Raw genomic sequence first — 21,535 nt, 5'->3', positions numbered from 1 at the left:
TAGACGCGCCCGACCCGATCAGCCCGAAGCGAGTTGAACCAGCACGAGTCCCACCACGAGGACGGCGGACGCGAGGATGCGGATCCGTCCGAAGGATTCGCGTAGCACGAACGCGCCGATCAGCGCTGCGAAGAGGACACTCGCCTCGCGGAGCGAGGCCACGAGGGCGAGCGGCGTGCGGGCCATCGCCCAGAGCGCGATCCCATAGCCGACCGTCGCGAGGACCCCGCCCGCGACGGCGCGCGCTCCACCGCGGCGAAGTGAATCGACGACGGTCTGCCGCCGGACGACCGCCGTGTACAGACCGAAGGGGAGACTGCTCATGAAGCAGGTCCAGGCGATGTAGAGGAGCGGGTTCTCGACCGAGCGAACGCCTCGCCCGTCCGAGTAGGTGTAGAGCCCGATCAACACGGCGACGAAGAGGGCCGTCCCGACGCCCCGCGCCCGTTGGCCGCCACGGCCACCCGAACGACCGAGGACCCCGATCGCCGCCGCGCTCAACACGAGGCCGAGAACCTGATTCCAGGCGAGGCGTTCGTCGACGAAGAGGGCCCCCATCGCGGCGACGCCGAGCGGCGCGAGCCCCCGAGCAATCGGGTAGACCTGGCTGAGATCGCCGAGCCGGTACATGCGCGCCAGATTCAGCTGATAGAGAAAGTGGATCACGCCCGAGATCAGGAGCCACCGCCAGGTCTCGTCGGAAGGCCAGGGGAACCAGGCCATGAAGGGGAGCGCAATCACGCCGCCGGTCACGGTGATGACCGCGATGTTGACCAGGGGATCGCCGCTCGCCTTCGCGACCGCGTTCCAGCTCGCGTGCATGAGCGCAGCGGCGAGGACCAGAACGAGGGTGAGCTCGTCGGCGCCGCCCGTCACGCGCGGGCCCGGCGCTCGCGCAGCTCGAGGAGCGCCGGGAGCAGGACGAGATTCGCCAGCACCGTCCAGCCGACGCCGACCACCAGGAGCTGACCGAGGTTCGCCATGCCGCGATGCGGAACCAGGGCGAGGGTGCCGAAGCTCGCGATCGTCGTGGTCGCGCTGAAGACGACCGCGCGAGCGGTGCTCGTCGAGAGGAGCGACGCGTCCGCGTCTTCACGAATCCGCGCGCGATGGACCATGTGGATCCCCGAGTCGACGCCGATCCCGAGCAGGAGCGGCAATACGATCACGTCCGCGAAGTTGAAGGGGATGTCGAGCAGCACCATCGACGCGCCGGTCGAGACCCCCGCGAAGAGGAGCGGAAGCATCACGAGCGAGACGTCGCCCGGATGGCGCCAGAGCACGGAGAGGAAGACCAGGATCACGACGACGGCCGAAGCGAGGGCCTGGATCAGCGCCCCGGTCACCGCCCGGGCCGAGGCCTGGATCCGGATCGCCGGACCCGCGAGATCCTCGGTCACCGACTGTCCCGCTGCGACGAACCGATCGAGCGCGCCCGGGACCGTCAGGTCTTCCGCCGGCACGATCTCCACGCGATGGAGTCCGCTCGCGCTGACCCGCTCTTCCCGGACGGTCTGCGGAACGTCTTCGAGTCGGATGCGCTCGGCGTTCATCGCACGCTCGAGTCGCGCGAGCATCCCCTGGAGCCCGCCCAACAACCGATCCTCGAGCGCGTCGATCCGTGCCGTTCGCGCCTCGGGACCCTGCGCCGCCAGGCGTTCGAGCAGGGCCGTGAGCGCCGACTCGAGACTCGCCGCAGCGCGCGCCGTCTCCGGCGCCAGCCCGCTCGCTCGCGCCTCCGCGAGCGCGTCTCGCAGCGCTTCGAGACTCGCGATCGAATCTTCCGTCGTGGGTGGCGTCTCGACCCGACGGATCGCGCCCCAGTCGACGAAGTAGGCCATCTCGTCGATCGCCTCGAGCTTCGCGGCCTGCTCTTCCGGCACGAAATCCGAGAGCGTCCGAGCGCGGTCGACCTCGGGAAGCGCTTCGAAGCGAAGGGCGATCGCGTCGGCCTCTTCGGCGGTGTTGGCCAGGACCTCGAGGGGCCAGGGCGAACGGTCGCTGTCTGCGAGCAGATCCTGATAGACCTGAACGCTCTCCGCCGCGGGATCGCGAACGTTGAGCGGATTCTGATCGAAGTAGAGCTCCGGAAGGAGCGAGCCGCCGGCGACGAACAGAAGCGCGCAACCCACCACGACGGCCGGGGCATGTCGGACCGGCCAGGTCGGCAGGTGCAGCGTCGGCAGACGCCGTTCGCCGGGCGCGATCTTCGGCGCGCCGGCGAGGATCGCGGGGATGATCGTGAAGCTCGAGGCCACGCCGATCAACATCCCCACGCCCGCGATCACCCCGAGCTCGGCGACGCCGATGAAGTCGGTCGGCACGAACGCGAAGAAGCCGACCGAGGTCGTCGCCGCGCAGACCATCAAGCTGCTGCCCACGCCCCGCGCGCTTGCCTGGAGCGCCGCTTCGGCGTCGTCGCCCTGCTCTCGGAGCTCCTGGAAGCGCATGCAGAGATGGATCCCGAAGTCGACGCCGAGGCCGATGAAGAGCACCGCGAAAGCCACCGAGATCATGTTCAGGTGGCCGATCGCGAGGGTCGCGAAGCCGGCGGTCACCACGAGCCCGAAGAGCAGCGACATGACCGTCGCGAGAACGAGCCGACCGGAACGGAGCGCGACGAAGAGCAGGATCGCCACGACGACGAAGGAGCCCACGCCCGCGCCCGCGACCTGGGTCCGGAGCAGCGCCATCTCGTCGAAGTTGAGGACGATGTCGCCGGTCATGCGGACCCGGTAGTCGCGGGGCTCGGGATCGTCGACGGTCGCGAAACCGAGCTCGTGAACCAGGTCGCGGAGCCGGAGGATCGCCTGCCGCGCCGCCGCCATGGATCCGTAGTCGAGGGCCGGCTGGACCTGCAGGACCCGCCGCCGCGGATCGCCGTCGCTCTGACCCCAATCGATGATCGCCGACCAATCGAGACGACCCCGAGCGTCCCCGCCCGGCGCGAACGACGTGCGCACGGTCTCCTCAAGGCGAGCGAGGATCGGGGCGAGGTCGAATTCCTCGATGCGCTCGCGATGGAGCGCTTCGACGGCGCCGCGCGTCTGGTCCATCAAGCCACGCAGGCTCTCGTCCGCGACGAGCCCCGCGAGAAGCGGCTGCAGCTGCGCGAGCCGATCCGCGAGCGTGACGAGCTCTTCGACCTCGAGATAGAGGAGGCCGTTGCGCTCGAAGAAGGGATGGGCGGGAAGGGCGACCCGCGGAAAGAGCTCGGGCTGGGAGGCCAGACGGGCCGCGAGTCGCTGGGTCGCATCGCGGGTGCCCTCGGCGGTCGGGCCTTCGACGACCAGCACGATGTTCTCGTGGAGCATCGGGAAGGTCTCGAGGAAACGCGCGTCCCGCACTCGGAAGGGCAGGTCCTCCGGAAAGAGCGCTTCGGTCTCCGAGCGGATCCCGAGCTCCGTCGCGGTGTAGACGAGGGAAGTCGCGAAGAGGAGCGCGGCGAGCGCTGCCACTCGGCCCCGACTGCGGGCGCTCGCCCGCACCCACGCGCCGAGACCGGCACCGAGGCGGGATTCCAGCGTTTCTTCGTCGATTTCGCTCACCGAGCTGCGTACCCCAACCGCCCCTGGTCTCGCGCTCGTCCCGGCCCGACGACGGGCGCGTTCCGGAACCTGTTGCCTCGCCCCGGGTACGCACGACCACGGAGAATCCACGCGTTCGGGCGCGCGTGGTCTAGAACGTCCCACCGGCGTGGCTGCCACGCTCCATGAGCGAGCCGAGATCGGCGCGCGACCCCATCCCGCCCCGATCGGCGCCACAGACTGTTGCACAGAATCTCCTGCGCGGTGTGTCGAACGCCCGCGGGTAGAACCCGGCGATTCGGGGGGATCGGAGGCGCCTTGCATTGCGCGGAGGCTGCTAGAGTTCGGGCCGACCATCGGTGCCCACCCCTCCGCCGATGACGAATCTCGACCCCGACGCATTCGAAGAACAGAGCTCGGCGCGCGCCACGAGGTCGTGCGTACGAGCGAGGATCGACCCCTCGAATCAGCGGCGAGCGAGGGCCCACGCGAAGCCCCTGGCTCGCGACGGCGCTCGAGAGGAAGCAGGACCTTGATGCGGAAGATGTCTACTCGACCCAGCCCGAACTCGATCGTGGTCGCGACGCTGCTCGTGCTCGCGACGCAGACGACGCTCGCCCAGAACGTGGCGGCCATCGACCCCGGCGCCGACGCGACCGCGGCGGCCACCGTCGAGGCGGAGGCGGGGGCGCCGACCGCGATCATCGAGAAGTTCCACGCGGGCCTCCTGCAGATCATGAAGGACGCGAAGACGCTCGGCTTCGAGGGTCGGATCGATCGCCTCGCGCCGCTCATGGGAGAGACCTTCGACCTCGACTTCATGGCGAGCAAGACCGTCGGCCGCCATTGGAAGAAGCTCTCCGTCGAAGAGAAGGCGCGCTGGGCCGAGACCTTCGCGCGCTTCACGACCGCGAACTACGCCGGCCGCTTCACCGGCTATACCGGCGAAGAGTTCGTGACGCTCGGCGTCGAAGACGCCGCCCGGGGCACGCGCAACGTGCTCACCAAGATCGTCGTGCCCGACGGCGAGGACGTCCAGCTCAACTACCGCGTGATCGAGCGCGACGGCGACTGGAAGGTGATCGACGTCTACCTGAATGGCACCGTCAGCGAGCTCGCCCTGCGCCGCTCCGAGTACTCCTCCGCGCTCAAGCGCGAGGGCTTCGACTTCCTCATGGCCTCGATCGAGGACAAGATCGAGGACCTGAAGGAGAAGGGGAAGACCGAAGGCTAGCGAGGCGCGCTTCCCAGGCTGCGGGCTCTGCTTCAGTCTTCCGGGGCTTCCGGTTCGCTCGCTTCACCCGGTTCGTCGGCCAGCGTCGGCGCGATGGGCGGGAGCGCATCGGCGAAGACGCGTCCGTAGACGTCCCAGAGCGTCACGAAGACCGCCGCCACGATCGGTCCGATCACGAAGCCCGGGGCGCCGAAGAGCGAGATCCCGCCGAGGGTGCTGATCAGGATCATCAGGTCCGACATCCGCGCGTCGGAGCCGACGAGGCGGGGACGCAGCACGTTGTCGATGCTCCCGACCGCCAGCGCACACCAGGCCGCGAGCGCGATCGCCGTCGTCGCTTCGCCCGTCGCGAAGAGCCAGAGGACCGCAGGCAGCCAGACGAGGGGCGCACCGATCCCGGGGATCACCGAGAGCACGACCACGATCGTGCCCCAGTAGGCCGCGCCGGAGATGCCCGCGACGGCGAAGCCGATCCCGGTGAGCAGCCCCTGGATCCCGCCGATCAACAGGGACCCGCGCAGGGTCGCTCGCGTGACCGAGACGAATCGCTCGATCACGAGGGCCTCGTCCTCCGCCTCGAGGGGACTCAGGTAGAGCACGCGATCGAGAATCTCGCGGCCCGAGATCAGGAAGAAGAAGACCGCGTAGAGATAGATGAACCCGCCGAGCACGAACGCGGCGGTCCCTCGCCCCGCCGCGGCCAGCCCGTCGACGAGCAGCGCACCGGTGTTGCGGACCGCGTTCGCGCCGATTTCGAGGACCCGCTCCCGTTCGGGCAGGACCGGCTCGATCGGCAGCCACTGCCAGATCGGAAGCCCTTCGATCCAGAGCGAGAGCGCGTCGGGATCCGCGGTCCGCGCCTCGATCCAGGGCCCGATCTGCTGGGAGAGCTCGACCGTCTGACCAATCACGAGACCGAGCAGGGTGAAGAGCGGCCCGATCACCAGGACGAGCAGACCGAGCAACACCAGGATGCTCGAGAGGACCGATCGACCTCCGAGCCGCCGCTCGAGTCGACGATGGATCGGGTGGGTCATGCCCGCGGTGATCGCCGCGAGCAGCAGCGCCATCAGGAACCCGCCGACCATCCAGAGGAAGAGGGCGGAGATCGCCGCGACGACCAGCAGGAGGAAGCGGCGCTGGTGGGCAGGCGCCACGTCCGGGTCGAAGGACTTCATCGTTCCTCGGCGAGGGCATCCCCCTCGTCGGGCGCGGCATCGTCTTCGTCGCGACCGAGGGTGAACTCGGGCTCCTCGCTCGTCCGATGTCCCGGACGGCGCGTCCAGATCGCCGCGACGCGATCCTGGTAGTAGCCGCTCCGCATGGCGGCGTAGAAGTCGATGCTGCTGTCCTCGAGACTCTTGAGCTCGATGTAGTGACGATCTCGCGTGCTGATCCCCGAGCTGCCGGTGTAGAGCAGGATCTCGGTCGGACCGAGCAGGAAGTTCGAGGGACCGAGGATGTAGTAGGTCGGCTGAAAGAAGCCATCGACCCCGGTACCGATCGCGTCGCGCACCGTCGAAGGCCCGAGGAGCGGAAGCACGACGTAGGGGCCCGAGGGCGTGCCGGCCAGGGCGAGGGTCTGCCCGAAATCCGACTCGTGGGCCTCGAGGCCGAACGTCTCGGCGACCTCGAAGAACCCGAGGACGCCGAGCGTCGAGTTCAGGACGAGGCGCCCCGTCGTCACCGACGCGTCCTTCCACTCGAGCTGGAGCACGTCGTTCACCAGCGTCTGCGTCGAACCGAGATTGGCGAAGGCCCGCGCGATCGCCTTCCGGCCCGGCTCGGGAACGAGCCAGCGATAGCCCTCGGTCACCGGATCGAGGATCCATCGGTCGAGCTGGCGGTTGAAGGCGAAGGTTCCGCGATTCGTCCCTTCGAGCGGGTCGGGATAGCCCGCCGGCTCGTCGAACTCCTCGTCGAAGAGATCGTCGAAGAGCGGATCGGGTTCCTCGTCGAGGACCGGATCCGGTTCCTCTTCGAGGTCGGCGCCATCCTCGGCCAGGGCGGGCATCGCGAGGACGAGCCCGAGCAGCGCGGCCAGGATCGACGACGCGCTCCGCCGGCGCGCGCTGGACCCGGTGCTCCTCGAGCGAACCCAACCGCGCTTCATCGCCCACCCCCTCGATCGGCACGCCGTGGAATGACCCCGCGGGCTCGCGGGGGATGCGCACCGTCTCAGACTCTACCCGACGCGGCGGATTCGCGAGTCGGACGACATTTCCGGATCTGGAGAGAACTCTTCGTCGATTCGTGGTGACATGCCCCCACAAAACGAGGATCTCGCTGACAGCCCGAGAATCGGTGGGGTACTCTCCAGATCCGCGCGATGCGCGGCTGACCGCACCCCCCACGATACGGCCGAGCCCCGACGAGGGCTGGCCGCGGTGCTGGGACCTTCTTTCCATCAACGAGAGCAGGATCCCCGTTCAGAAACGTGCCCCGCGGCCCACGAACGGACGCCGGGATTCAGGAATCGCTGAAACATCGGCTACCCATCCAACCACCCACCGACAGGCCGGCCCCGAGCCGGGGCATCACGCGCGCCACGGCAGACCCTTCCCCGAGAAGGCGACGCCGGAAGCGCGGAACGGCCGACCGGGAGGAACGATCGTGGACGTCTTCCAGAAATGTCGTGACTACACGCGAGCCCAGGAGGCCCGGGACTCCGGCGCCTACATGCTCTACCGGGAGATCGGGTCACCCCAGGATCCCGTCGTCACGATGGACGGCCAGAAGGTCGTCATGCTCGGCTCGAACAACTACCTCGGGCTGACCAGCCACCCGAAGGTCAAGGAAGCCGCGATCGCCGCGACGGCCAAGTACGGCACGGGCTGCGCCGGATCGCGACTGCTGAACGGCAACCTCGACATCCACGTGCGCCTCGAAGAGCGCCTCGCCAACTTCATGCAGCGCGAGCACGTCCTGGTCTTCTCGACCGGCTACGGCGTGAACGTCGGCGTCCTCTCGACCGTGCTCGGACGCCACGACGTGGCGATCCTCGACAAGATGGATCACGCCTCGATCATCGACGGCGTCCAGATGAGCCTCGCCAAGTCCGTGAAGTTCCGGCACAACGACCCGGAAGACCTCGAGAAGAAGCTCAAGAACGTCGGCCCCGACAAGGGCAAGCTGATCGTCGTCGACGGCGTCTTCTCGATGGAGGGTGACGTCACGCCGCTCCCCGAGATCGTGAAGCACAAGAACACCTACGGTGCGGGGCTCTTCGTCGACGAAGCCCACTCCCTCGGTGTCTTCGGCGAGCACGGTCGCGGCATCTGCGAGCACTTCGGTCTCGAGCATGAAGTCGACCTGGTCATGGGGACCTTCTCGAAGTCCCTCGCGACGGTCGGCGGCTTCATCGCCTGCGACGACGCCAAGATCCTCGACTACATCAAGCACACCGCGCGGGCCCAGCTCTTCACGGCGGCGATCCCCCCGGCGGCGGCCGCCGCCGTCGAGGCCGCGATCGAGATCGTCGAGACGGAGCCCGAGCGGCGACAGCAGCTCTGGGACAACACGAACTACATGAAGCGCGAGCTCGAGCTGCTCGGCTTCGAGACCTGCGGCTCCCAGTCGCCGGTCATCCCGCTGCTGACGGGCGATGATCTGGTCACCTACGCGATGGCCAACCGCCTCCAGGAAGAGGGCGTGTTCGTGAACGCCGTCGTGACCCCGGCGGTTCCGCCCGGCCACGGCGTGATCCGCACGTCCTACATGGCGACGCACACGCGCGAGCACCTCGACCAGGCGCTCGGCGTGATCGCAAAGGTCGGACGCGAGCTCTCGATCATCTGAGCGCGATCGACGGACGCGTCGCGCACGCTCACGCGTCGGATCGCCGTCCGATCAGCGCCCGACCGGGCGCCCCGGCGCGTCCGGCGTCGGCGTCTCGCCGAGTCGGACACGTCCGATCCACTCGTTGGCGAACTGCCGCGCGATCCGTCCACTGCGGCCTCCGCGCTCGAGCGAGTAACGAAGCGCCGCCGCGCGACCCGTCTCGTCGAGGCCGTCGAGCCCCGCCTCTGCGAGCCAGTGCTCGACGATCGCCAGATAGGTCGGCTGATCGCAGGCATAGAAGCCGAGCACGAGGCCGAAGCGATCCGACAGGGCGAGCTTCTCTTCGAGGGCCTCGCCGTGGTGGAGCTCGTTGTCGGCGTCGACCCAGGCCTGCCGATTCTCGTCCATGGTCTCGGGAAGGAGATGGCGTCGGTTGCTGGTCGCCACGACGCACACCCGGGCGGGTCGCGCCTCGACGCCGCCTTCGAGGGCCGCCTTGAGTTCGCGGAAGCCGTGCTCGTTCCCGCCGAAGGAGAGATCGTCACAGAAGACGAGGAAGGAGAAGGCGTCGGGTGCCTCGCGGGTTCCTTCGCGCAGCATCGCGAGCAGCTCCGGCAGCTCCGCCAGGTCGCCGCGATCCACCTCGATGATCCGGAGCCCCTCGTCCGCGTAGCGACTGAGCAGCCCGCGCACCGCCGAGGATTTCCCCGTCCCACGATCGCCGTAGAGCAGCACGTCGTTGTAGGGCAGACCGCCGATCAGCTGGCGCGTGTTCCGGTCCAGGGCCTCGACCGCGCGGTCGGCACCGATCAGGCTGTCGAGGTCGAAGCCCGAGATCGTCCCGATCGGTTCGAGCCGACCCACGCCGCGGGCCGAGCGCCAGCGGAACGCGGGGTGGCGCTCGAAGGTCAGGATCCCCGGCAGATCGCCGACGAAGCCCGCGAGGAGACGCTCGATGCGCTCGAGGATCGGCTCGAGCCGTGCCTGCAGACGATCCAGGAAGTCCGACATGGGCGCAGAGTGTACTCGTCCGCCGTTAGACTGTCCGGATGGGCAACGAAGACGCAGATCCGAGACCCGATCCGAACGTGGGCCTCTGCTCCGCCTGCCGCTTCGTGAAGCGACAGGACACGAAGCGCGGCGCGATCTTCTACCGCTGCGGACGTGCGGACGACGATCCGTCGTTCCGGAGGTACCCGCCGACGCCGGTCGTACGATGCCGTGGCTTCGAGGACGCGCGGGAGGCCTAACGAAAGCGCGGCCTGCCCGAGGCGTCGACCAGGGTCGAGAGGTTGCCCCAGGTTCGGTCGAAGGGATGCTCGATCGTCTGGAGCATCCGGTCGAGGAAGCGGAAGGTGAGCCCCCAGACCACGTGGCGGCCGGGCTCGCCGACCAGCACGCCGGGAAAGCGCGCGTCGGGCATGTCCTTGATGACGTGCTCGACCTGCCGCTCCCGATCATGGAGACCGGCCAGCGGGAACCAGAAGGCCTGCTGGACCTCGGTCGGGTCGAGCGCGAACTCGCCGTGTTCGCGGACATGGAAGGCGTGCGCCGACACCACGAGGCTCGGCGTCGTCCGGCGGTTGCCGGTCAGCTCGTCCACATGCCCGAGGTACTCGGCGCCCTCGAGCGAGAGCCCGACCTCCTCGAAGGTCTCCCGGGCCGCGGTCGTTCGCGTCGAATCGTCCGCCTCTTCCATCCTTCCGCCGGGAAAGGCCATGTGGCCCGACCAGGGGTCGTGGGGGTGGAGGGCGCGCTCGATCAGCAGGACCTCGGCGGAGCGGGGGCCCTCCCGCAGGACGACGGCGACGGCTGCCTTGCGGTGCTCCTCGATGGCGAGCGGCTCGGGCCGATGGCCGGCGAGCTTCCTGCGTACGTGATCGATGTCCACGATCCGACCTTAGCGCCCCTGCGCGGGGCCCCTCGACGATCGCCGCGCGGATCGCGGACCGGCCTGCTAGGGTGCGCGCCATGGACCTCCCCCGCGCATTCGTGCCGGAGGCGCGCCGCCTCCTCAAGCTGGCCCGAGACGACCGGCGCGAAGCGGAGCGCGCGCTCGCGTCGCTTCCGGCCGAGCAACAGGCGACCGTCGTCTGCGAAGCACCGCTCTCGATCCGCCGCCAGGTGATCGAGCTGCTCCCCAGCCCGGAAGACGTGATTCCGCTCATCCCCGAAGCCGAGTTCACGTACACGTGCCGCTCGATCGGCCTCGACGACGCGAGCTGGCTGCTGCCGATGGCGACGGACGCCCAGATCGTCACGAGCTTCGACCTCGACGCCTGGGCCGGCCTGACGATCGACCCCACGCGGCTCGACGGATGGGTCGCGGCGCTCGCCTCCGCCGAAGACGAGACGCTCCTGCGTGCCGCCCGCGCCGTCGACCCGGAGATGCTCGTCATCTACCTGCGCAACCACGTCGACGTCCACCTCAAGCCGAGCGAGCAGGAGGACCCGGACTGGCAGCCGCCGGACGGTGGGCAGACCCTCGAAGGACAGTTCTACTTCGTCGCGAAGGACCCGAAGGACGACCTCGCGCCGATGCTCAGCCTGCTCCACTCGCTCTTCCAGGGCGACTACTGGCTCTACTTCCGCGTGATCCAGGCCGTGAAGGAAGAGCTGCAGACGGAGAACGAGGAGTGGGCCCTTCGCTGGAGAACGGGCCGCCTGGAAGATCTGGGCTTCCCGTCGTGGGACGCGTCGATGCGCATCTACGGGTTCATGCGACCGGAGGCGATGACGACCGTTCCGGCCGAGACGAAGGCCCTCGACCTGGCGAGCTGGGCGCTGCCAGTCTGGATCACCGAGCTCCCCGGGATCGCGAGCGACGAGCGCGCGCTCTTCCGCGCGACCCGCGAGCTCACCGCCGACGAGCGAAGCGCCGTCTTCTACGGGCTGATCGCGCTCTCGAACCGGATCGCCGTCGCCGACCGGATGGAGCTCGGCGATCCGGAATCCCTGCCGGGCGCCATCGACAAGGCGACGCGCTTCGCCAGCGACGGACTCGAACACGTCGCCGGGGAGAACGGCCTCTCTCTCGAGGAGACGCTTCGCCGCGTTCCCCTCGAGCGTCTCTTCCGGGTCGGCACCAATCTCGACCGCGAGGCTGCGCTCCCCACTTCGATCACCGAAGACGAGGAAGACGAGGACGACGCTTCGCCGAACGAGGATGCCACCGTCCACTAGGGCCGTTGCGCTCCCCCGGGCGCCGGAAACGAAAAGGCCCGCTGCAGCGCAGCGGGCCTTTTCTTTGGCCAGATCCGATCGCGACCGCGTCGCGCCGGATCGATCGGCAGTCAGGCAACCCTCGAGCCGAAACGCAGTCTCCGGGGGTTCGAAAACAACCGGGGGGCCGGCCGCCAGCGTCGCCTCGGGGAGGCAACGACGGCATCCGTACTGCAGCTCAAGAGCACCGTCTCTCTCGCATTCATCGAGGTCGAATTGCCCAGGAAGCTCGATCGCCCTGGGCTGCGCTGTCCCCCACGAAGCAACGCGGATGAACAACGGGTGACCTCGAAAGCTAGAGGTCGACGGCCTTCAGCGTCTTGCGCTTGTTGCCCTGGGCTCGGCCTTCCGCTTCCTTGATCAGGTCGCGGACCGCCGCGTCGAGCGCACCGTAGAACTCACCGCCCACGTTGCACTTCTTGACCGCGGCCTTCACCCGAGCCTTCGAGATGATGAGCTCGGCGGGCTTGCCCTTCTTCGCTGCCTTCTTCTTCTTCTTGGCTGCCATGTTGGCTTCCTCTCACTCGTCGAAGCGAAGTCGATCGAGAGCTTGCGCCTTCGTCTCGCTTCGCGTTCCGCCAGCGAACCCTGGAACGAACCCACTGCGGGTCGAACCGATTCGTCTGACTCCCCCAGATAAACGCGTTCGGCCGGGAAACCCCGTCAAACGGCGCGATCATAAACGTTTCGCGATTCCTGTCAATCGAAAACGCCGCCATTCGCCCTCTCCTTGCCGAAATCGAGCGTTTCCGGAAACGGCCCCGAAACGACCACGAGCCTCCCGATTTCGACCGGCTGGCGAGACGTTCGTTCCCCAACCACCGTTTGTTCTTCGTTCGCACGCGCCTTCATGAACATGGAGTCAAGTCTCGCGAGTCGCGCCAAACGTTGGGTATTGCAGTGGAATCTCGTATGCTACGCCGTAACCGAAAAGCCCGGATCCGGGGTCGAGAGCGCCTCTCCCGCCCGATCCCGACCGGACGCCGGACCGCCCCGACGACACCCAGGACATGCCCCGAGACCCGCTCGTCCATACGATTCCCGCGCCCGGCGACATCCGTCTCCACTGCCTCGAGTGGAGGACGGAATCCGACGATGCACCCGTCGTCTTCCTCCACGGCGGCGGCGCCCACGCCCATTGGTGGACCCATCTGGTCGGTCGCCTCGCCTACCGCGGCCCCCGCTTCGCACTCGACTTCAGGGGGCACGGCGATTCGGACTTTCCCGAGGAGCGGGAAGTCGGCGCCTTCAACCTCGACCTCGAAGCGCTGCTCAGCTGGCTCGGCCGCGACGACGTCCACCTGATCGGCCACTCGATGGGCGCGGCGGTCGCCTTCGATCACGCGAGTCGTTTCCCCGCGACGCGAAGTGTCGTCCTGATCGACCTGGCCCGGGGCAGCGAACGCGGCTCGGGACGTCGCGCACGCCTCGCCCTCGCATTGCGGCGGACCTATGCCACGCGCGAAGAGGCGATCCAGCGTTTCCGCTTCCTCCCCGAGTCGAGTCACGCGGACGAGTCACTTCGCCTCTCGATCGCCCGCCGCTCGGTCCGCGAGGAGCCGGACGGGCGCTTCGGGTACAAGTTCGACCCCGCCTGGTTCGGACTGCCGTCGCGACCTCGCCCGGACCCTGCGGACGTGCGCTGTCCGGTCCTCCTCGTCCGCGGCGGGGACAGTCGACTCCTCTCCCAGGAAGCCGCGGAGGAGCTCGCCCGCGTCCTGCCTCGCGGAAGCCTCGCAGTCGTCCCCGACGCGGGCCATCACGTGGCCGTCGACCAGCCCGATCGCCTCCTCGACGCGATCGCCGCGTTCGTCGAACGCGAAGGGCTCGCACCCGGGGATTCAGCCTAGTCGAATCGGGTTTCGCCCCGAGCGGCCGACCGGGCCATCGCCCGGATTCTGCACGCGAAACTCAAGCGCCTCGCGGGTCCCGGCGATTCGCTGAGGGAAGGCCCGCGCGGCGGCGTGCGGGCGGAGGGAACCGTGGCGATCTCCGGTCTGGAAAAGCTGGTCCAGTACGCGCAAGACCTTGCGGTCGAGCCGTCCCGTGGCCCCCGCCGTCCGGAACGCACGGAGCCCGCAGCGCCCTCTCGGGAGAGAAAGGGCGACGGGATCAAGCTTTCCCTCTCGCGCGCCGCGACCGGACCTGCTCCCGCCGAGGGTCCGGCCGAGGATGCGGCCGAGACCTCCTCGACACCCGCGACCTACGGCCCGCGCGAGAACACGACGGCGGCATCGCCGATCACTCCGCGAAGCGGCAGTGCCGTCGCCGCCTATCAGCGAACGGGTTCCGCCGCGCTCGGACAGCGAATCGCCATCCGCGCCTGAGCCCGAACCGCTCCGTCGCCCTGCGACCCGCGATCTCGGGGTTTTCCCTGCGCAGGTCCTCGTGCCTAACATCGAGCATCGAGTTCCGTCTCCAGCGGAACTCGGCGAGCGTCGAAGAGTCCGATTACGGAGAACGTCTCTCTCGCGAAGCGGCCGGGCGACATGATCGACGACAAGGTCTCGCAGCACATGAATCGCGACGTCCTGATGGGCGCGCCGGAAACGCCCCTCGCGGAAGTCGTTTCGCTGATGCACTCGCGCGCCCATAGCTGCTTCGTCGTGTGCGAGAGCGGCGTGCCCGCCGGCGTGATCACCGAGCGCGATGCGGTCGCCTTCCTCGATCATCTCCTCGAAGGCAAGCGCTACGACGACGTTCGCGCCGGCGAGATCATGGCGAGCCCGGTGCATACGCTCTCCGAGAACGCGAACATGGGCGAAGTCATCCGGATCATGAAGGAACGCAAGTTCCGCCGTGTCCCGATCACGGACGACAAGGGCAAGCTGTCGGGGATCGTGAACCTGATGGAGCTGCAGGCCGCGATGAACACCGTCCTCGAACGCCGCGGACGGGACCTCGAGGTCGCGGTCATGGCACGAACCGCTGAGCTCCAGGCGGCCAACGCGAAGCTCGAAGAGCTCTCGATCCGCGACGGCTTGACGGGACTCCTGAACCGACGCGCGATGTCCGAGAAACTCGAGGATCTGCACGCGCTCTCGGTCAGATACGGCAACGCGTACTCGGTGATTCTGCTCGACATCGACCACTTCAAGAACTACAACGACGCGCTCGGGCACCTTCAGGGTGACCAGGCACTCTGCGAGATCGCCAGGCTCCTCTCGGAATCGGTACGGACCGCGGACACGGCCTATCGGTACGGCGGTGAGGAGTTCCTCATCGCGATGCCCGAAACGGATCACGACGCGGTGGGCGTCGTCGCGAATCGCGTTCGCGAAGCGATCGAAGAGCAGGCGATCCCGCACCCCGACTCGAAGACCCGGCCCCACCTCACCCTCTCTCTCGGCCATGCTTCGGTCACGCGTCACAATGTCCAGCGTTTCGCGGAATGGAGCGAAGTCGTCGAGGAAGCCGACCAGGCCCTCTATCGCGCGAAGCAGGGTGGCCGGAATCGCGTCGAGGGTCCGCTCGAACGGCACCACGAGCGTTCGAGCGGCTGACGCGACGCGCGACCTTCCGGCGCGACACCGGGGTTTCACCCCACGGCGCCGCACGATGACACCGTATCGCGACGCCCGACGGGCCCTTTCGCTTGCATCCACCGGGTCGAGCCCGCATGATTTCGGCGAGGAGCGACGCACGCATTGATCACCGTTGCGCTCTCAGCCGCGATTGGCGCACCTCGAGAACGAGTCTGGCACGCCCTCGTCGATCCACGGGAACGAGAGATCTGGGACGAGCGGATCCTCGGCGTCGTCGAGCTCTCCCGTGCCTCGAAGAAGTCGACGGATCGTTCGCGAGCGTCGAGTACGAAGAACGCGCTGCGCACGACGCAGTGGCGCTTCAAGCTCGACCGCGTTCCGCTCGTGATGCAGGACGAGGTGATGCGCGCCGACGGTCACGATCGATTGATGAGCCGTATCACCATCGGGTCGTTGCACTTCGACCAGACGCTGACGCTGCACGACGACGGCGACGAAACCGGTCCGCGTACGCGCGTCGGCATGAAGGTCGTCGCGACCAATTCGATCGCCGTGATCGGCGAGGTCATCCCCCGACTCGAAGTGCAGAAGCTCGTGATCGAGTACGTCGACGCGACCCTGCGCCAGGTCCAGAAACACTGCGAGGCCGACGCATAGAACGCGCCGGCCTCGACGTGATTCGGACGGACCGGGTTCCCGAGCCCTAGAGCACTTCCTCGGCGAGAACCCGGAGCGCTTCGACGCTCTGGGTTCCTGCGAGCAGCGAGCCCACGTGGCGCTTCTCGCCCGCGGCCTTCCAGGCCTGCAGGCGATCGCGGATGCGGTCCGCCGAGCCGACGAGGGCGACGTCGTCGACGAGTTGATCGGGAACGGCCGCTGCCGCCTCGGCCTTCTTGCCGTCGAGGAAGAGGTCCTGGATCTCCTTCGCGGCATCCGGATAGCCGAGGCGCTTGCAGTAGTCGTTGTAGAAGTTCTTGTCGCGCGCGCCCATGCCGCCGATGTACAGCGCGAGGTTCGCCTTGACGGGCATGCGGGCCTTCTCGAGGTCGTCGTTCAGGATCGTCGTGCAGAACGGCGCGATCTCGAAGTCGTCGAGGGACTTGCCCCCGCCCGCCGCGGCGAAGCCTTCGTTCAGCGACTCCTCGAAGATGTCGTAGCGCTCGGGGTTCATCCAGACGGGGAAGACGCCGTCGGACGCTTCGCCGGCGCACTTCATTCCGTTGGGCGAGATCGAGGCGGTGTAGATCTTCAGGCTCGGATCGCCGTGCAGGATGCTCTTGAGCGGCTTGCCGAGACCCGAAGCGCCTTCGCCGGTGTACGGAATCTGATAGTGGTAGCCCTGGTGCTCGAGCTTCTCCTTGCGCTCGAGGATCGTGCGGATGATCGAGATGTATTCCTTCGTGCGGGTCAACGGCCGACCGTAGGGCACGCCGTGCCAGCCCTCGACGACCTGCGGACCCGAGGGCCCGAGACCGAGGATGAAGCGTCCGCCGGACATGGCGTAGAGGGTCATCGCCGTCATGGCCGTCATGGCCGGGGTGCGACCGGGCATCTGCATGATCGCGGTGCCGACGTTGATCTTCTCGGTCAACGCGAGGATCCAGGCCGCGGGCGTCGCCGCATCGGAGCCCCAGGCTTCCGCGGTCCAGACCGACGTGAAGCCGAGGCTCTCGGCTTCCTTGATCAGGTCCATCGGGACGCTCATGGTGGCGGGGGAATAGCCGGCGACGAGTCCGAGCTTCATGGGAGAGCCTCCTGGTACTTGGGGCGCTCGATTCTACGCCCCGACCCGGCCGCCGTCACATCGCTCGCGCTGGACTCGCAGTTCCCTCTTCTTCACCTGCGCCCTCGATCTCCGGAGCTTCGAGCGGAAGGTCGATCTCGAAGACCGCACCCTCGCCGGGCGCGGAGAGGATCTGGATGCGTCCGCCGTGTCGCTCGATGATGCCGTGGGAGAGCGAGAGGCCGAGCCCCGTACCCTTCCCGACCTCCTTCGTCGTGAAGAAGGGGTCGAAGATTCGTGAGGCGACGTCGGGCGGGATGCCGGGCCCGGTGTCCTCGAAGCGCAGCCGCACGCCCTCGGTCGTCGGACGCGTGCGGATCGTGATCGTGCCGCCGTCTTCGAGTACGTCGCACGCGTTCATCAGCAGGTTCAGGAAGACCTGGTTCAGCTGACCCGGGAAGCAGCGCACCTCCGGGATCGGCTGATAGTCCTTGACCACCTCGATCGATCCCTTGAACTGCGGCTCCATGAGGGCGAGGGTGCGGTCGATCTCGTCGGTGAGCTGCGCCGTCTGCAGGTCCGCCTGATCCATCCGTGAGAACGTGCGCAGGTCCATCACGATCTGCTTGACGCGCTCGGTCCCCTCGCGGCTTCGGGCGAGGAGCTTCTTGATCGCCTCGCGGTGCCGATCGGCTTCCTCGCCACGTCCGGCATCCCGGGCGGTCGCTGCCCGGTCCACGAACTCGTCGATCAGCTGCAGGTTCGCGTGGACGAAGCCGATCGGGTTGTTGAGCTCGTGGGCGACGCCGGCGACGAGCTGCCCGAGGCTCTTCAGCTTCTCGCTCTGCATGAGCTGGTTCTGCGTGTCCTGGAGCTCGCGCGTGCGTTCCTCGACGCGCATCTCGAGGCTCTCGTTCAGCTTCGCGATCTCGTCGAAGGCCTTCGCGTTCTCGATCGCGATCGAGCTCTGGTTCGCGAGCGTGCGCAGGAGCTGGCGATCGTCGGTCGCGAGCCGCTCGCCGGAGAGCTTTCGGCCGACGGCGATCACGCCGAGCAGGTCGACCCCGAAGAGGATGGGAACCAGCAGCTCGACCTCGAGCGTGTCGTAGATGTCCCAGCAGCTCTCGCGCTTCTCGGGATCCGGGTCGTCGTCGAAATCCTGGCGCGCGAGCTCCTCCCGACGCATCCAGAGATGCTTCCAGATCGGGTGGTCCGAAGGGATCTCGGTGTCGATGTCTTCCTGGTCCCAGTCGCCGCGCCAGGCCGAGGCGCGCAGCACACGATCGCCGTCGTCGAAGAGCAGCACCATCGCGCGCGAGACGCCCATCGTATCCGTCAGCGCCGCCAGGATCCGGTCGCCGATCTCGTTCATCGACAACATGGAGACCATCGCCTCCGAGATCTCGCGGACCGCGCGCCGGTACTGGGATCGGTCGCGGTCGAAGAAGTTGTCGACGAGGCCCTGCATGCGTTCGCGCAGGGGGTTGAACGCGAGGATCGCCAGGAAGAGCAGGACGACCTGCACGTTCCGTTCGTCCACGCCGTACTGCTCGACGACTTCGTCGGCGAAGGTGATGATGAAGGCGAAGACGCCGGTGATCGCGAGCGAAGCGGCGCCGTAGGCGGCGCTCGACTTCGCCGCGAGGCGGAACTCGAAGAGCTGGCGGCGGATCATCCCGTAGCCGACGGCGACGGGGAAGAAGCCCACCCAGAGGAGGGCCACGTACCAGGGGAGCGCCGTCGGCACGACCCACTCCGCGATCAGCGCGAGGAGCGCGGGCAGCAGGCTGACGAGGCCGGCCAACAGCATCAGGTCCGCGCGATCGCCGATGCCTGCCTGGCGGGCCTCGGAGCGACCGGCCGCGAGGATCGCGATCGAGCCGACACTCGTTCCGATCCCGAAGACGAAGGCGGCGGTGGCGACCCAGCTCGGCGGAATCCCCATGGCGGACTGGGTGAGGACCGTGAAGAAGATCGAACCGGCGATCAGGTAGGGGATCAACCGGATACGGCGACGCTTCACGATCCACGAAGGCTCGATCGGGTAGGTCGTGAAGAGATGGAAGGTGGTCGCGCCCAGGAAGGGCAACGTCGCGAGGACCCGGGTGGGCGCCCAGGGGATGATGTCGACACGAATCGCCGACGAGAGCAGCACCGACATCACCGAGCAGTAGAGCAACAGCGCCCAGGACTCGCGGCTCGCCTGCCGCGTCCACCAGACCGTGAGCGCCACGACGAGATAGAGCGAGCTCACCAGCAGGAGCCCGAGGTGGAGCAACACGTCACCGGTCTTCTCGACCTCTCCCGCGCGCACGGGCAGGAGCGAGGCCGTCAGGATCGAACCATCCGGCTTCAGCAGGCGATAGGTGTCGACGACGCCGGTCTCGAGGGCGGGCTCCCAGATGGCCTGGATCGCGGGCACCCCATCGACGGAGAGGAGCTGGTCGTTCTCCTCGACGCCGGCCGCCGCGGCCGCGTCGCTCATGGCGTGCACGATGGCGACGCCGGCGATGATCGAAGTCCGCACCGGCAGCTGCGGACCGGGTCGCGGCGAGATCAGCGAGAAGATCGACAGGCCGATGGCGAGCATCGCCCAGATCGCGGCGAGGGTGCCGGTGACCTGTCGTGTGCGCCGCGTCGTGTCGGGATCCATCGGGCCGGGCCTCACAGGCAGGGCGCGACGCCGCGTGGGGCGGCCACGACGCGAGGCCCCGCTCGGCGCGGCAGCGGGATACGCGATCGAGCCGCCGTCTCGCGGTCGGCCGTCCATCGGGGACGACCGGATCGCCGGCCACTCAGAAGCGCCGGAATCCTAGCAGTCCGGGCGGGCGGGCCGGGTCGGCGGGACTCAGCGCGCGGGGGTGGGTGTCGGCGCGGCCGGCGGGGCGCCGGTCTCGTAGCCCATCGCCGCACGATCGATCTCGCCGGGCGGCGGGCCGTAGTTGTACCCGCGCGTGTTGAGCTGGACGAGGGTCGGCTGCGCCTGTGCGGGCGCCTTCGAGGGGGCCTCGGCAGGCGGCACGGCCGGAGCGACGAGGGCGGGGTCGACGCTCATCCTCGCCTCATCGGCGTCCTCGGCGCGAGACACGTCCACCCAGGAGGTGAGCAGGATCGTCGCGACCAGGCAGAGCCCACCCAGGACATCGATCGGGCGCATTCGCCGCACGTCTTCACTGGCCATCGATCCGTCTCCCCGAGGCCGATCCAGGGCGCACTGGAACCCGGACTCGATCGTCGGGAGAAGGATCGGCGCATACGGCCCACGGCTTGAGCGCCGCCCCCCTCTCGAGCGCGCAGGAGCGGCCGCAAGTCCCCGAATGCGAAGCGGGGCCGCCGAAGGCTTCGGATCAGATGCCCGAGCCGCCGGACTCCTCGGTATCGGCCAGGTGGAGACCGCATTCCTTGGTGTCGTCGCTCTCCCACCACCAGCGCCCGGAACGCGGATCCGCGCCCGGGGCGACGGATCGGGTGCAGGGTTCGCAACCGATCGACGGGAAGTTCTGCTGGTGCAGGCGATTGATCGGGACCGCGTGGTCGGTGACGTAGTCCATCACCTGCTCGTGGGTCCAGTCGGCGAGAGGGTTGATCTTGACCAGATCCCCGTTCGCAGAGTCGATCTCGACCTTCCGCGCATTCGCGCGATTCGCGTTCTGGTCCCGGCGCAGCCCCGTCACGTAGGCGTCGAAGTTCGTGAGGTGGCGGCGCATCGGCAGGACCTTGCGAATCCGGCAGCAGCGCTTCCGGTCCTCGTGGGATGCGTAGAAGAGGTTCATGCCGGCGTCGCGGACCATGTCCTGGACTTCTTCGGCATTCGGAAACACGACCTCGACGTTCTTGTCGTAGCGGTCGCGAACCCGGTCGATCAGGTCGTAGGTCGCCGGGTGGAGGCGCCCGGTATCGAGCACGAAGACCCGGGTCGTCGGATCGACTTTGTGGAGCATGTCGATCAGCGCCATGCCTTCGGGCGCGCCGAACGAAGCAGAGATCGTCAGTCGCGGATGGAAATTCTCGACTGCCCAAGTCAGAATTTCGCTCGCGCTGCGTTCTTCCATGGCGTCTTGCTCCACCAGACCCAGGACCTCGTCCTTGAACGGCTTTCCGGCGAGCGCATCGAGCGATTGCAGAGTCACGGGGATCTCCGGCACGAACGGTCAAAAGGGATCTTCCGGCCGTTTCGTCCGCCGGGCGCGAATTCCTGAGTACCTCAGTCGGATGGCCGCAGCAATTTCCCGACTACGGAGATGTGTTTATTCGTCTCGGCTGGCGAGCCGCGCCTCCACCGAGGCGACTTTCTCCGCCATGGTCGCGGGCCGATCACGCCGGTCGTCCATCTTGATCACCGTCCCCACCCTTTCGGCGCCGGCCGCGAAGACCGCCTCCTGCATCGCCCGGATCACCTCGAAGAGCGCGTCCGGCTCGCCCTCGAGCGTGGTGAACATCGAGTCGAGCTGCCAGGTCACGCGATCCTGGGCCTCGAGGACGGCGACCGCCGCCGCGACGTATTCGGAGACCGAGAGGCCCACGCCCATCGGAGAGATGCTGACTGCTGCAATCGCCATGGGCG

20 protein-coding genes are annotated in these 21,535 nt (G+C 68.0%); 7 read left to right on the top strand and 13 right to left on the bottom strand.

Translation table 11 applies throughout. The features are described 5' to 3' along the window. Positions 1–18: 18 nt before the first annotated feature. Complete coding sequence (locus NXI30_10820) at positions 19–876, bottom strand: EamA family transporter (protein MCR9094697.1); 858 nt, start codon at positions 874–876, stop codon at positions 19–21. Further along, positions 873–3,548, bottom strand: coding sequence for an MMPL family transporter (locus NXI30_10815; GenBank protein ID MCR9094696.1), 2,676 nt, complete (start codon positions 3,546–3,548; stop codon positions 873–875). The genes NXI30_10820 and NXI30_10815 overlap by 4 nt, the downstream gene beginning before the upstream one ends. A 523-nt stretch (positions 3,549–4,071) precedes the next feature. Here NXI30_10815 and NXI30_10810 point away from each other — a divergent pair. Continuing rightward, positions 4,072–4,761, top strand: a complete 690-nt coding sequence (locus NXI30_10810) for an ABC transporter substrate-binding protein (GenBank protein ID MCR9094695.1) — start codon at positions 4,072–4,074, stop codon at positions 4,759–4,761. Between the two features lie 32 nt (positions 4,762–4,793). Here the strand turns inward: NXI30_10810 and NXI30_10805 are convergent, their stop codons facing one another. Together NXI30_10805 and NXI30_10800 are read right to left on the bottom strand one after the other, a co-directional pair. Continuing rightward, positions 4,794–5,939: an AI-2E family transporter gene (locus NXI30_10805; protein MCR9094694.1), complete on the bottom strand. Its 1,146-nt coding sequence runs from the start codon at positions 5,937–5,939 to the stop codon at positions 4,794–4,796. After that, the gene (locus NXI30_10800) at positions 5,936–6,874 is read right to left on the bottom strand and encodes a VacJ family lipoprotein (GenBank protein ID MCR9094693.1); all 939 of its coding nucleotides are present in this window, start codon (positions 6,872–6,874) and stop codon (positions 5,936–5,938) included. Before NXI30_10800 ends, NXI30_10805 begins: the two co-directional genes overlap by 4 nt. A 500-nt stretch (positions 6,875–7,374) precedes the next feature. On the opposite strand from NXI30_10800, the gene NXI30_10795 reads away from it, so the two are divergent. Further along, positions 7,375–8,559 carry a pyridoxal phosphate-dependent aminotransferase family protein gene (locus NXI30_10795; GenBank protein ID MCR9094692.1) on the top strand — a complete coding sequence of 395 codons (1,185 nt, stop codon included), beginning with the start codon at positions 7,375–7,377 and terminating at the stop codon, positions 8,557–8,559. A 51-nt stretch (positions 8,560–8,610) separates the two neighbouring features. Here NXI30_10795 and NXI30_10790 read toward each other — a convergent pair whose 3' ends face one another. After that, positions 8,611–9,552: an ATP-binding protein gene (locus NXI30_10790; GenBank protein MCR9094691.1), complete on the bottom strand. Its 942-nt coding sequence runs from the start codon at positions 9,550–9,552 to the stop codon at positions 8,611–8,613. A 38-nt stretch (positions 9,553–9,590) separates the two neighbouring features. Between NXI30_10790 and NXI30_10785 the strand changes: the two genes are divergently transcribed. Further along, entirely contained in the window at positions 9,591–9,791 is a 201-nt protein-coding gene (locus tag NXI30_10785; GenBank protein MCR9094690.1) for a hypothetical protein, read from the top strand. Here the strand turns inward: NXI30_10785 and NXI30_10780 are convergent. Then, a complete protein-coding gene (locus NXI30_10780; protein MCR9094689.1) occupies positions 9,788–10,432 on the bottom strand; it encodes a CoA pyrophosphatase in 645 nt (214 codons plus the stop codon). The two genes, NXI30_10785 and NXI30_10780, sit on opposite strands and share 4 nt — an antisense overlap. Before the next feature lie 80 nt (positions 10,433–10,512). On the opposite strand from NXI30_10780, the gene NXI30_10775 reads away from it, so the two are divergent. Further along, positions 10,513–11,724 (top strand): DUF6178 family protein, encoded by a 1,212-nt coding sequence (locus tag NXI30_10775; GenBank protein MCR9094688.1) that lies wholly within the window; start codon positions 10,513–10,515, stop codon positions 11,722–11,724. A gap of 334 nt (positions 11,725–12,058) precedes the next feature. Here NXI30_10775 and NXI30_10770 read toward each other — a convergent pair whose 3' ends face one another. Next, on the bottom strand, positions 12,059–12,271 hold the full coding sequence (locus tag NXI30_10770) for a hypothetical protein (GenBank protein ID MCR9094687.1): 213 nt from the start codon (positions 12,269–12,271) through the stop codon (positions 12,059–12,061). A gap of 191 nt (positions 12,272–12,462) precedes the next feature. After that, positions 12,463–12,621: a hypothetical protein gene (locus NXI30_10765; protein ID MCR9094686.1), complete on the bottom strand. Its 159-nt coding sequence runs from the start codon at positions 12,619–12,621 to the stop codon at positions 12,463–12,465. A 152-nt stretch (positions 12,622–12,773) separates the two neighbouring features. Between NXI30_10765 and NXI30_10760 the strand changes: the two genes are divergently transcribed. The 3 genes from NXI30_10760 (at position 12,774) to NXI30_10750 (ending at position 15,905) form a co-directional block, all read left to right on the top strand. Beyond that, positions 12,774–13,613, top strand: coding sequence for an alpha/beta hydrolase (locus NXI30_10760; GenBank protein MCR9094685.1), 840 nt, complete (start codon positions 12,774–12,776; stop codon positions 13,611–13,613). Between the two features lie 639 nt (positions 13,614–14,252). Further along, the gene (locus NXI30_10755) at positions 14,253–15,266 is read left to right on the top strand and encodes a GGDEF domain-containing protein (GenBank protein ID MCR9094684.1); all 1,014 of its coding nucleotides are present in this window, start codon (positions 14,253–14,255) and stop codon (positions 15,264–15,266) included. Positions 15,267–15,410: 144 nt separating this feature from the next. After that, complete coding sequence (locus NXI30_10750) at positions 15,411–15,905, top strand: hypothetical protein (GenBank protein ID MCR9094683.1); 495 nt, start codon at positions 15,411–15,413, stop codon at positions 15,903–15,905. 46 nt (positions 15,906–15,951) lie between these two features. Here NXI30_10750 and NXI30_10745 read toward each other — a convergent pair whose 3' ends face one another. The 5 genes from NXI30_10745 to NXI30_10725 form a co-directional block, all read right to left on the bottom strand. Continuing rightward, a complete protein-coding gene (locus tag NXI30_10745) occupies positions 15,952–16,992 on the bottom strand; it encodes an LLM class F420-dependent oxidoreductase (protein MCR9094682.1) in 1,041 nt (346 codons plus the stop codon). A 55-nt stretch (positions 16,993–17,047) separates the two neighbouring features. Then, positions 17,048–19,624: an ATP-binding protein gene (locus NXI30_10740; GenBank protein MCR9094681.1), complete on the bottom strand. Its 2,577-nt coding sequence runs from the start codon at positions 19,622–19,624 to the stop codon at positions 17,048–17,050. 195 nt (positions 19,625–19,819) lie between these two features. Continuing rightward, positions 19,820–20,152 carry a hypothetical protein gene (locus tag NXI30_10735; protein MCR9094680.1) on the bottom strand — a complete coding sequence of 111 codons (333 nt, stop codon included), beginning with the start codon at positions 20,150–20,152 and terminating at the stop codon, positions 19,820–19,822. Between the two features lie 166 nt (positions 20,153–20,318). Further along, positions 20,319–21,101: a phosphoadenylyl-sulfate reductase gene (locus tag NXI30_10730; GenBank protein MCR9094679.1), complete on the bottom strand. Its 783-nt coding sequence runs from the start codon at positions 21,099–21,101 to the stop codon at positions 20,319–20,321. 117 nt (positions 21,102–21,218) lie between these two features. Beyond that, positions 21,219–21,530: an MTH1187 family thiamine-binding protein gene (locus tag NXI30_10725; protein ID MCR9094678.1), complete on the bottom strand. Its 312-nt coding sequence runs from the start codon at positions 21,528–21,530 to the stop codon at positions 21,219–21,221. Positions 21,531–21,535 lie beyond the last annotated feature (5 nt).

This window comes from bacterium, assembly GCA_024742285.1.
Classification (GTDB): Bacteria; Myxococcota_A; UBA9160; order UBA9160; family UBA4427; genus UBA4427.
This window is presented reverse-complemented; position numbering and strand designations above follow the sequence as displayed.